The organism is Streptomyces sp. NPDC002785, from assembly GCF_040295565.1.
Taxonomy (GTDB): Bacteria; Actinomycetota; Actinomycetes; order Streptomycetales; family Streptomycetaceae; genus Streptomyces.
On record NZ_JBEOVN010000086.1, the window covers coordinates 18,059 to 29,124 of the forward strand.

Below are 11,066 nucleotides of genomic sequence, written 5' to 3' on the forward strand. Positions count from 1 at the left end.
GCTGCCCCGGTTTCTCCCGGCCCGGGCAGCCCCTGCGGTGCATACGGCATGTCGGCTACGGCCGCTGGAAGCCTGCGGCCTGCAGGATCTTCTGCGCCTCGGGGGTGCTCAGCCACTTCACGAACGCCGTGGCGGCCTCGGTGTTCTTGGACTGCCGCAGCGTCGCGGCCGGGTAGGAGGCGACGGCGTTTTGCGCGTCGGGGAGGTCGACGGCGTCGACCTTGTCGGTGGCCGTGGCGGCATCCGTCTTGTAGACGATGCCCGCATCGGCCTCGCCCAGCTCGACCTTGCTGAGGACGGCGCGGACGTTGGGCTCCTGGGAGACCGGCTTGACGGTGAGCTTCTGGGCGTCGAGGACCTGCTTGCTGTAGCGGCCGACCGGAACCTCGGGTGCGGCCAGGACCACCTTGAGCTTGGGGTCGGTCAGGTCCTCCAGGTTCGCGATCTTCTCCGGGTTGCCCTCCCCGGTGGCGATGACGAGGCGGTTCTTGGCGATGACGGTGGGGGTACCGGTGTCGGACTTCAGCCCGTCCATCGTCCTGGTGTCCGCGGTGACCAGGGCGTCGGCGGGCGCGCCCTGCTTCACCTGGGCGGCGAGTTCCTGGGACCCGGCGAAGGAGAACGTCACCTTCGTACCCGGGTGTTCCTTCTCGTACGCGGCGCCCGCGGTCTTGAACACATCGGTGAGCGAGGCCGCGGCCAGGACCGTCAGCCGGCCCTCGGGGGCGCCGGACGACGCCGCGGACTTTCCGGCGGAGTCCTTCTTGTTGTCGTCATCGCTGCCGCAGGCGGCGAGCGGGAGCAGCAGTGCGGCGGTCACGATCGCGGCAGCGGTGCGGCGCCTGGTGAGGGTGGTCGTCATGTTGCCGGGGGCTCCTTGGGATTGATGCGCGTCGAAGGTGGTGCGCGATCAGGCGCGGTCGATGTGCACGTTGGTGGACTTCACGCGAGCGGTGGCCTGCATGCCGACCTCCAGGCCGAGTTCCTCGACCGCCTCCCGCGTGAGCAGCGACACCAGCCGGTGCGGGCCTGCCTGAATCTCGACCTGGGCCGCGACGTCGCCGAGCTTCACTCCGGTGACGATGCCCGGGAAGGCGTTGCGGGCCGACGTGTACGAGGTCTCGTCCTCGCCTCCCGCGCCCTGGCCGACCTCGATGGAGAAAGCGGCCAGATCACGGCCGTCGATGAGCCTTCGGCCGCCTTCGTCACGGTGGGTCGCGACCTTTCCGGCGTCCGCCCAACGGCGGGCCGTGTCGGGGCTGACCCCCAGCAGACGCGCCGCCTGCCCGATTGTGTAGGACTGCATGTGCGACAAGATATTCGGATTGTTCTCGCAGCTGCAATCCAACCAGCTGATCCGTGGGGCAAATGCCAGGTGCGCCGGAGGAAGTACCGAGGTTCGGATGCAGGTCGGTTACGCGACCGTGCGTGAAGGATCAAGCGCGTTCGGAGAGGGCAAGGTCACAGACGGAGCCCCTGCTGCTCGTCTTGGACCTGACCTAGCATCTGGGCATGACGGTCCTGCCTGCCGACGGGCTTTCGTTGGCCGCCGAATTCCCCCACCCCGCCCATGAGCAGTGGCAAAGCCTTGTTGAAGGCGTGCTGCGCAAGTCGGGCAAGGATGTCGCGGGTTCGGCCGCCGAGGAAGCGCTGTCCACCACGGTGGAGGACGGGCTCATCACCCGCCCCCTCTATACCTCGCGCGACAGCGCGCCCGATGCCGGATATCCGGGCTTCGCCCCCTTCACCCGCGGTGGCAAGGCCGGGGGCAATGCGGCGGGGGGCTGGGACGTACGGCAGCGGCACACCCTGTCGGATCCTGCGCGCCTCAACGAGGCGGTGCTCGCCGATCTGGAGAACGGTGTCACCTCACTGTGGCTGACCGTGGGCAGTACCGGCGGCCTTCCAGTGTCCGCTCTGGCGGCGGCGCTGGACGGCGTCTATCTCGATCTGGCTCCCGTGGTGCTGGACGCCGGCAGCGAATTCGACGCTGCGGCGAGGGAGTTGCTGCGGCTCTACGCGGAGCGGGGCGTCGGCGCGAAGACCGCTCGCGGCAACCTCGGCGCCGACCCGCTCGGGCATGCCGCCCGCAGCGGCGCCGAACCCGGCCTGGCGGCGGCGGTCCACTGGGCACAGCGGTGTGCGCAGGAGTACCCCGGGCTGCGGGCCCTGACCGTCGACGCGCTGCCGTACCACGAGGCCGGCGGCTCGGCCGCCGAGGAGCTGGGCGCTTCGCTGGCGACAGGTGTCGCCTATCTCCGGGCGCTGACGGAGGCCGGGCTCTGTGTCGAAGGGGCCTGCGCGCAGCTGGAGTTCCGGTACGCGGCTACGGCCGATCAGTTCCTGACCATCGCCAAGCTGCGGGCCGCTCGGCGGCTGTGGGCCCGGGTGGCCGAGGTGTGCGGGGCCGCCGACGCCGGGGCGCAGCGCCAGCACGCGGTGACGTCCTCGGTGATGATGACGCGGCGCGATCCCTGGGTGAACATGCTGCGGACGACGCTGGCATGTCTGGGCGCGGGTGTCGGCGGGGCCGACTCCGTCACCGTGCTGCCATTCGATCACGCCTTGGGTCTGCCGGACGCGTTCGCCCGGCGCATCGCGCGTAATACGTCGACGATCCTGCTGGAGGAGTCGCATCTGGCCCGGGTGATCGACCCGGCGGGCGGTTCCTGGTACGTGGAGCGGCTCACCGCCGAACTCGCCGACGCCGCCTGGGCGTTCTTCCAGGAGATCGAGCGGTCGGGCGGCCAGGCGGCCGCCCTTCGCTCGGGAATGATCGGCGAGCGTCTCGCGGCCACCTGGGCGGCGCGCAGCAAGGATCTGGCGCGACGCAAGGAGCCGGTCACCGGGGTCAGCGAGTTCCCGCAGCTGGCGGAGCGCCCGGTGGAGCGCGAGGCGGCCCCCGCCGAGGTGTCCAACGCGGCGTCGGGCGGTCTGCCCAGGGTGCGTCGTGACGAAGCGTTCGAGGTGCTGCGTGCCCGGTCGGACGCCCATCTCGCAGCGACCGGGAACCGGCCGCGGGTGTTCCTCGCCGCGCTCGGCCCGGCCGCGACCCACACCGCGCGCGCGTCGTTCGCCTCGAACCTGTTCCAGGCGGGCGGGATCGAACCGGTCCACGACCCGGCCTCGGTCGACGCGGCAACTGCCGCCGATGCGTTCAGGGCCAGCGGGGCCACCGTGGCGTGTCTCTGTTCGAGCGACACGCTCTACGCCGAGCAGGCCGGGGCGGTCGCCGAGGCGCTGGGCTCGGCCGGCGCCCAGCGGGTGTTCCTCGCGGGCCGGCCCGGCGAGTACGCCGGTGTCGACGAGTACGTCTTCGCGGGCTCCGATGTGGTGGCCGTGCTCTCTTCCCTTCTCGACCGTATGGGTGTGGCGTAATGCGTATCCCTGACTTCTCCGACATCGAGCTCGGACCGGGCGGCGCCGCCGAGGTGTCCGAGGACCAGTGGCGCGCCTCGGTGAAGGAGTCCTCCGGCAGTTCCGACGGCGATCTGCTGTGGGAGACCCCGGAAGGCATCGCGGTCAAGCCGCTGTACACCGGGCGCGACCTGGAGGGGCTCGACTTCCTCGGTACGTATCCGGGCATGGCCCCGTATCTGCGGGGCCCGTACCCGACGATGTACGTCAACCAGCCCTGGACGATCCGGCAGTACGCCGGGTTCTCCACCGCCGAGGAGTCCAACGCCTTCTACCGCCGCAACCTCGCGGCCGGGCAGAAGGGCCTCTCCGTCGCCTTCGACCTGCCGACCCACCGCGGCTACGACAGCGACCACCCGCGGGTGACCGGCGACGTCGGCATGGCGGGCGTGGCGATCGACTCGATCTACGACATGCGTCAGCTCTTCGACGGCATCCCGCTGGACAGGATGTCGGTATCGATGACGATGAACGGCGCGGTGCTCCCCGTTCTCGCGCTGTACATCGTGGCCGCGGAGGAGCAGGGCGTCGGGCCCGAGAAGCTGGCCGGAACCATTCAGAACGACATTCTGAAGGAGTTCATGGTCCGCAACACTTACATCTATCCGCCGAAGCCCTCGATGCGGATCATCTCCGACATCTTCGCGTACACCTCGCAGAAGATGCCGCGCTACAACTCGATCTCCATCTCCGGCTATCACATCCAGGAGGCGGGTGCGACGGCCGATCTGGAGCTGGCGTACACCCTGGCGGACGGGGTGGAGTATCTGCGGGCCGGGCGGGACGCCGGGCTGGACGTGGACGCGTTCGCACCGCGCCTTTCGTTCTTCTGGGCGATCGGCATGAACTTCTTCATGGAGATCGCGAAGTTGCGGGCGGCCCGGCTGCTCTGGGCCAAGCTGGTCAAGGAGTTCGAGCCGAAGAACGCCAAGTCGCTGTCCTTGCGCACCCATTCGCAGACATCGGGGTGGTCGCTGACCGCGCAGGACGTGTTCAACAACGTCACCCGGACCTGTGTGGAGGCGATGGCCGCCACCCAGGGGCACACCCAGTCGCTGCACACCAACGCGCTCGATGAGGCCCTCGCCCTGCCGACGGACTTCTCGGCCCGGATCGCCCGGAACACCCAGCTGCTGCTCCAGCAGGAGTCGGGCACCGGCCGGGTCATCGACCCGTGGGGCGGCAGCGCGTACGTGGAGCGGCTGACGTACGACCTGGCGCGCCGGGCCTGGCAGCACATCGAGGAGGTCGAGGCGGCAGGCGGCATGGCGCAGGCCATCGACGCGGGCATCCCGAAGCTCCGGGTGGAGGAGGCCGCGGCCCGCACCCAGGCGCGTATCGACTCCGGGCGCCAGCCGGTGATCGGGGTCAACAAGTACCGGGTGGAGGCCGACGAGCAGATCGATGTGCTCAAGGTCGACAACTCCTCGGTGCGCACCCAGCAGATCGAGAAGCTGCGCCGGCTGCGCGAGGAGCGCGACGAGTCGGCGTGCCAGGCCGCGCTGCGGGCGCTGACGACGGCGGCCGAGCGGGCCCCCGGCCCCGGCCTCGAAGGCAATCTGCTGGCACTCGCCGTCGACGCGGCACGCGCGATGGCGACCGTGGGCGAGATCTCGGACGCCTTGGAGAAGGTGTACGGGAGGCATGCGGGCCAGATCCGTACGATCTCCGGTGTGTACCGCAACGAGGCAGGTGAATCCCCTTCCGTGGACCGGACCCGGGCGCTGGTGGACCAGTTCGAGGAGGCCGAGGGGCGCCGTCCGCGCATCCTGGTCGCCAAGATGGGGCAGGACGGCCACGACCGTGGCCAGAAGGTGATCTCAACGGCCTTCGCCGACCTGGGCTTCGACGTCGACGTCGGTCCGCTGTTCCAGACGCCGGCCGAGGTGGCACGGCAGGCGGTGGAGGCGGACGTGCACATCGTGGGCGTCTCCTCGCTGGCCGCCGGGCATCTCACGCTCGTACCGGCGCTCCGCGAGGAGCTGGCCGCCGAGGGCCGCGACGACATCATGATCGTGGTGGGCGGGGTGATTCCGCCGCAGGACATCGAGGCGCTGCACGAGGCGGGGGCGACGGCGGTGTTCCCGCCCGGCACCGTGATTCCGGATGCTGCCTACGACCTGGTGACGCGGCTCGGTGCCGCGCTCGGCCACGAGCTGTGAGCCGCTGACCCGATGCCTCCGAAGATCGACATCGACAGCTATGCGAAGGGGGTCCTCGACGGGAAGCGGGCGTACATCGCACGCGCGATCACCCTCGTCGAGTCCACCCGCCCCGACCACCGGGCGCTGGCCCAGCAGTTGCTGCGCGAGCTGCTGCCGCACTCAGGGAACGCCCGGCGGATCGGCATCAGCGGCGTGCCCGGGGTCGGGAAGTCCACCTTCATTGACGCGCTCGGCACGATGCTCACCGGGCTCGGTCACCGGGTCGCGGTGCTGGCCGTCGATCCCTCCTCCAGCCGTACCGGCGGCTCCATCCTGGGCGACAAGACCAGGATGGAGCGCCTCGCGGTGGACCGCGCGGCATTCGTACGTCCCTCTCCGACCGCCGGGACGCTCGGCGGGGTGGCCAAGGCGACCCGCGAGTCCATCGTGGTGATGGAGGCCGCGGCATACGACGTGGTGCTGGTGGAGACGGTCGGCGTCGGCCAGTCGGAGACGGCGGTGGCCAATATGGTCGACACGTTTTTGCTGCTGACCCTGGCCCGTACCGGTGATCAGCTCCAGGGCATCAAGAAGGGCGTCCTGGAGCTGGCGGACGCCATCGCGGTCAACAAGGCGGACGGCCCACACGAACGCGACGCACGAGCGGCCGCGCGCGAACTGGCAGGCGCGCTGCGGCTGATGCACCCGGTCGACGCGGCCTGGACACCTCCTGTCCTCACCTGCAGCGCCCGGGAGTCGACCGGTCTCGACATGCTGTGGGAGCGGCTGGAGCAGCACCGTGCGCTGCTCGAATCGACCGGCCGGCTCGCCGCGAAACGGCGTGACCAGCAGGTCGACTGGACCTGGACGATGGTGCGGGACGAGCTGCTGGAGAGCCTGCGCGGCCATCCGGAGGTGCGCGCGCTCACTCCGGGGCTGGAACAGCAGGTACGGAACGGTGAGCTGACGGCCACGCTGGCGGCCGAGCAGATCCTGGGGGCGTTCCGTGGCACGGCCTTGGCGGCGGAGGGCGGTGGCAGCGTCCAGCAGCTGTGAGCCGATGCCGTTGCCCGCAGGGTCGGACGCCTACCACGCCGGCCGGTGGCTCGCGCCGGCACGGTCGGGGTCGGTCAGTGCGGACAACGCGGCTTTCCACCGCACCGTCCCGCTGCACCGGACGGCGCAACAGCACGGACCGCCCTTTTGAGCCGTACGAGGTCAGGTGCCGGTGTGCAGCGAGGCGGTGTGCTCGCGGACCTGCGCGGGTGTGAGGTAGGAGCCCGTGTACTCGAAGTCGCGGAGCGTGCCCGGCTTGTGGGCCTGGAATCCGGTGCGTACGAAATCGTCACCGGCGATGGCGTTGAGCAGCCAGTTCGTCATGACCCGTGCCTTGGCCACATTGGTCCGCAGCGCCGCCCAGTGGTAGCCACGGGCCACGGCCTGCGCGGTGATGCCGTGCATCTCGATGCCGATCGGCTTGGATACCGCGTCCTTGCCGCCGAGGTCCACGACAAGACCGAGATCCTTGTGGACGTACGGCTTCAACGGCTGGCGCCGCAGCGTGGCGATGAGGTTGTCGGCGAGTCTGCGGCCCTGGCGCATGGCGTGCTGCGCGGTGGGCGGGCAGACCGCCCCGCCGCCCTTGCCCAGGTCCGGTACGGCCGCGGCGTCGCCGAGCGCGAAGACGCCGTCGAAGCCCGGCAGGCTCATCTCGGGCGTCACGGCCAGTCGGCCGCGTACGGTCTCCGCGTCGAATGTGGCGACCAGCGGACTCGCAGTGACTCCCGCCGTCCAGATCAGGGTGCGGCAGGGCACCACCCGGCCGTCGGTGAAGGTGACCTTCTCCGGCCCGGCCTCGGCGATCGAGACGCCGAGCGACACCTCGATGCCACGTGCGCGCAGCACCTCCAGGGCGCTCCGGCCGAGCTTGTCCCCCAGCTCGGGCATCAGCTTCGGGGCGATGTCGATGAGATGCCACTTGATCAGCTTCGGGTCGAGCCGTGGGTAATGCCTGACCGCGTTGGTCGTGAGGCGCTGCAGACACGCAGCCGTCTCGGTGCCCGCGTATCCGCCGCCGACCACCACGAACTGCAGGCGCGAAGTCCGCTCGTTCTCGTCGTGGCTGGCGTCCGCGAGATCGAGCTGAGCGATCACGTGGTCGCGTACGTACGCCGCCTCGGCCAGCGACTTCATGCCCCGGGCGTGGTCGAGCAGGCCAGGGATGTCGAACGTGCGGGTGACGCTCCCGGGGCTGAGCACGATGTAGTCGTAGGGCTCGTAGACGACCTCGTCGGTGATCTTGCGAATGACGCAGATCTTCGCCTTCGGATCCACTCCGATGGCCCCGCCAGGGATGATCCGGGTGCGGTGCTTGCGACTGCGGCGCAGCGATACCGCGACCGACTGCGGGGTGAGCACACCTGCCGCCACCTGCGGCAGCAGGGGCAGATAGAGCTGGTACGAGAACGGGGCGACGAGCGCGATCTCCGCCTCGCCCGGGATCAGTCCGCGCTCCAGACGGCGTACACACTCCACCCCGGCGAATCCGGCGCCGACAACGAGAATCCTGGGTCGTGCCACAGTGATCGTCCCTTCTCGGGCCTGCACGGTCGTCCGTTCGCTTGCCCCGTCGCACGCGCCCGTCATCTCACATCTTCGCGAGCCGCATCCGACTTCGCCTGCTGAGGGCGGCGGACGGACGACACCACCGGGTCAGCGAGCCAGGAGGGTGACCGCCGTGCACGTGCCGCCGACGGCGCCCACGAGCACGACACCGGCGGCCACGCAGCGCGCCTTGAGACTGCGGTAGCGCGCGTCGTATTCGCCGCGCAGTTCGGTGGCGCGGGCGGAGATACGGCAGAGCACGGCCCGCGACGCGGCGAGGCGGTCCGCGGTGTAGACACGTTCCACGTCCTCGCGCTGTGCCGTGGTGAGCCAGGGCAGCTCGTCGGTGAAGCGGCCTGCCTGTCGTCGGGCCTCCTCGACCTCGGCGTTCCACAGCAGGTAGCCCTCCAGCTGTGCCAGACCGCGGGCGCTGTCCTTGTCGGGGTCCACACGCTCCTCCTCTCCCGTTGCCGCCGCGCTCACGCCTGCTTGTCCCCGGGGGGCCGCGTCGCCCCGGTGTCGGGGCGGGTGAGAGCTTCGTGGAGGCCGCGCTCCGAGGGGTGGTGCAGGTCGAACGCCGGGGATTCGGAACGGATCCGCGGCAGCGTGTGGAAGTTGTGCCGCGGCGGCGGGCAGGAGGTCGCCCACTCCAGCGAACGGCCGTAGCCCCATGGGTCGTCGACCTCGATCTTCTTGCCGTACTTGGCGGTCTTCCACACGTTGTGGAGGAACGGCAGCATCGACAGGCCGAGCAGGAACGAGGAAATGGTCGAGATGGTGTTGAGCGCGGTGAAGCCGTCTGCGGCGAGGTAGTCCGCGTATCGGCGCGGCATGCCCTCGGCACCCAGCCAGTGCTGCACCAGGAACGTGCCGTGGAAGCCCACGAACAGCGTCCAGAACGAGATCTTGCCGAGCCGTTCGTCCAGCATCTTGCCGGTGAACTTCGGCCACCAGAAGTGGAATCCGGCGAACATCGCGAAGACCACGGTGCCGAAGACCACGTAGTGGAAGTGCGCGACGACGAAGTACGAGTCCGAGACGTGGAAGTCCAGCGGGGGCGATGCCAGGATCACACCGGTCAGCCCACCGAAGAGGAAGGTGACCAGGAAGCCGATCGACCAGAGCATCGGTGTCTCGAAGGACAACGACCCCTTCCACATCGTGCCGATCCAGTTGAAGAACTTCACCCCGGTCGGCACCGCGATGAGGAAGGTCATGAACGAGAAGAACGGCAACAGCACACCGCCGGTGACGTACATGTGGTGCGCCCACACGGTCACCGAGAGGCCCGCGATCGCGATCGTCGCACTGATCAGGCCGATGTAGCCGAAGATCGGCTTGCGGCTGAAGACCGGAATGATCTCACTGACAATCCCGAAGAACGGCAGAGCGATGATGTACACCTCCGGGTGGCCGAAGAACCAGAAGAGGTGCTGCCAGAGCATTGGGCCGCCATTGGCCGCGTCGAAGACGTGCGCACCGAACTTGCGGTCCGCCTCCAGCACCAGCAGCGCCGCTGCAAGAACCGGGAAGGCCAGCAGAACCAGCACACCGGTCAGCAACACGTTCCAGACGAAGATCGGCATGCGGAACATCGTCATGCCGGGGGCGCGCATGCCGATGATCGTGCTGATGAAGTTGACCGAACCGAGAATCGTGCCGAAGCCGGAGAAAGCCAGACCCATGATCCACATGTCGCTGCCGATGCCCGGCGAGCGGACGGCATCCGAGAGCGGGGAATAGGCGAACCAGCCGAAGTCGGCCGCGCCGCCCGGGGTGAGGAAGCCCGCCACCACGATGATCGAGCCGAAGAGGTACAGCCAGTACGCGAACATGTTCAGCCGCGGGAACGCCACGTCGGGCGCGCCGATCTGCAGCGGCATGATCCAGTTCGTGAATCCGGCGAACAGCGGCGTCGCGAACATCAGCAGCATGATCGTGCCGTGAATCGTGAACGCCTGGTTGAACTGCTCGCTCGAAATGATCTGGATCCCGGGACGGGCCAGCTCCGCGCGCATGACGAGGGCCAGCACACCACCGACGACGAAGAAGGCGAACGACGTGACGAGGTAGAGCGTGCCGATCGTCTTGTGGTCCGTGGTGGTCAGCCACTTGATGACGACGTTGCCCGGTTGCTTGGCGCGTACCGGAATCTCGTTCGCGTACGCCTCCTCTTCGTCGGCTGCCCCGGTTGTGCCCGTCGTCGCCACTGGGACGCTCCTTCGATTGTCATTCGCGGGTGGGCCGCGCACCCGCCAGGGGCGCCACCTCCACCGGCCGACCGGCCGCTCACGCGCGCGTCACGCCAGATTCCAGGTGCAGCAAATCAGCCGCGGGGCCACTTCGTGCGGCCCTGCGCCCGCCGTCGCGTGACTTTCACTCGTCAGGGCGTCCTCCGGTCCGGGCCTCCGCCCCGCTCGCCCCCGATGCGGTAATCGGGGGGACGGACGACGACGTGGTCCGCGGCGCGGGGTGCGGAGTTCTCTCCCGCAACAACCCGCCACGACCGCGCACCGGTTCACTCCACCGTTTCGCCACGGCGCCTCGGGACAGCCCGAACTGCCGCACCGGACCACGTTGTTACCGGGAAGGACGGTGAACGCGGACCGGTGACCGGTCCGGGCGCCCCGGGCCCTCAGGCCAGCCCGCCCGTCGCACGCACGTTCTGGCCGGTGATCCACCGGCCGTCGTGGCCGGTCAGGAAGGCAACCACATCGGCCACGTCCGCGGGTTCGCCCAGTCGGCCGACGAGCCGTTGATCCGGTCGTTCGAACCTACGCCCAGCGGCTCGTCGTACGCGATTACGTGGAGAACGAGCCGCTGCGTACGCGACAGCGCGGCGCTCGTCCCGGCACCGGACGAGCGCCCTCGCGGCCGTTCAGGCCCCGGACACGCGACCGC

General features: G+C 69.4%; 9 protein-coding genes and 1 pseudogene. 3 read left to right on the forward strand and 7 right to left on the reverse strand.

The features are described 5' to 3' along the window. Positions 1–55 precede the first annotated feature (55 nt). Together modA and ABTZ94_RS20705 are read right to left on the reverse strand one after the other, a co-directional pair. Positions 56–862 carry a molybdate ABC transporter substrate-binding protein gene (gene modA, locus ABTZ94_RS20700; protein ID WP_351202517.1) on the reverse strand — a complete coding sequence of 269 codons (807 nt, stop codon included), beginning with the start codon at positions 860–862 and terminating at the stop codon, positions 56–58. 48 nt (positions 863–910) lie between these two features. Beyond that, positions 911–1,306, reverse strand: a complete 396-nt coding sequence (locus ABTZ94_RS20705; RefSeq protein ID WP_351202518.1) for a TOBE domain-containing protein — start codon at positions 1,304–1,306, stop codon at positions 911–913. A gap of 206 nt (positions 1,307–1,512) precedes the next feature. On the opposite strand from ABTZ94_RS20705, the gene mutA reads away from it, so the two are divergent. The 3 genes from mutA to meaB are packed head-to-tail and all read left to right on the forward strand — an operon-like array spanning position 1,513 to position 6,617. Then, positions 1,513–3,378, forward strand: a complete 1,866-nt coding sequence (gene mutA, locus ABTZ94_RS20710; protein ID WP_351202519.1) for a methylmalonyl-CoA mutase small subunit — start codon at positions 1,513–1,515, stop codon at positions 3,376–3,378. Next, a complete protein-coding gene (gene scpA / locus ABTZ94_RS20715) occupies positions 3,378–5,579 on the forward strand; it encodes a methylmalonyl-CoA mutase (RefSeq protein WP_351202520.1) in 2,202 nt (733 codons plus the stop codon). The genes mutA and scpA overlap by 1 nt, the downstream gene beginning before the upstream one ends. A 12-nt stretch (positions 5,580–5,591) precedes the next feature. Further along, positions 5,592–6,617 (forward strand): methylmalonyl Co-A mutase-associated GTPase MeaB, encoded by a 1,026-nt coding sequence (gene meaB / locus ABTZ94_RS20720; RefSeq protein WP_351202521.1) that lies wholly within the window; start codon positions 5,592–5,594, stop codon positions 6,615–6,617. 162 nt (positions 6,618–6,779) lie between these two features. Here meaB and ABTZ94_RS20725 read toward each other — a convergent pair whose 3' ends face one another. The 5 genes and pseudogenes from ABTZ94_RS20725 to ABTZ94_RS20745 all read right to left on the reverse strand — a co-directional run. Further along, on the reverse strand, positions 6,780–8,141 hold the full coding sequence (locus tag ABTZ94_RS20725) for an NAD(P)/FAD-dependent oxidoreductase (RefSeq protein ID WP_351202522.1): 1,362 nt from the start codon (positions 8,139–8,141) through the stop codon (positions 6,780–6,782). Positions 8,142–8,273: 132 nt separating this feature from the next. Next, positions 8,274–8,615, reverse strand: a complete 342-nt coding sequence (locus ABTZ94_RS20730) for a hypothetical protein (protein ID WP_351202523.1) — start codon at positions 8,613–8,615, stop codon at positions 8,274–8,276. A 29-nt stretch (positions 8,616–8,644) separates the two neighbouring features. Then, positions 8,645–10,375, reverse strand: coding sequence for an aa3-type cytochrome oxidase subunit I (gene ctaD / locus ABTZ94_RS20735; protein ID WP_351202524.1), 1,731 nt, complete (start codon positions 10,373–10,375; stop codon positions 8,645–8,647). 425 nt (positions 10,376–10,800) lie between these two features. Continuing rightward, positions 10,801–10,911, reverse strand: a pseudogene (locus ABTZ94_RS20740) (3-ketoacyl-ACP reductase); the annotation flags it as partial. After that, positions 10,863–11,066 (reverse strand): hypothetical protein (locus tag ABTZ94_RS20745; RefSeq protein ID WP_351202525.1); only part of this gene is annotated, 204 nt, incomplete at its 5' end. The gene ABTZ94_RS20745 and the pseudogene ABTZ94_RS20740, both read right to left, overlap by 49 nt.

Bases quoted from the DNA above. Each gene is read 5' to 3' on its own strand.
- modA (WP_351202517.1), bottom strand. From the start codon at position 862: ATGACGACCACCCTCACCAGGCGCCGCACCGCTGCCGCGATCGTGACC.
- ABTZ94_RS20705 (WP_351202518.1), bottom strand. From the start codon at position 1,306: ATGCAGTCCTACACAATCGGGCAGGCGGCGCGTCTGCTGGGGGTCAGC.
- mutA (WP_351202519.1), top strand. From the start codon at position 1,513: ATGACGGTCCTGCCTGCCGACGGGCTTTCGTTGGCCGCCGAATTCCCC.
- scpA (WP_351202520.1), top strand. From the start codon at position 3,378: ATGCGTATCCCTGACTTCTCCGACATCGAGCTCGGACCGGGCGGCGCC.
- meaB (WP_351202521.1), top strand. From the start codon at position 5,592: ATGCCTCCGAAGATCGACATCGACAGCTATGCGAAGGGGGTCCTCGAC.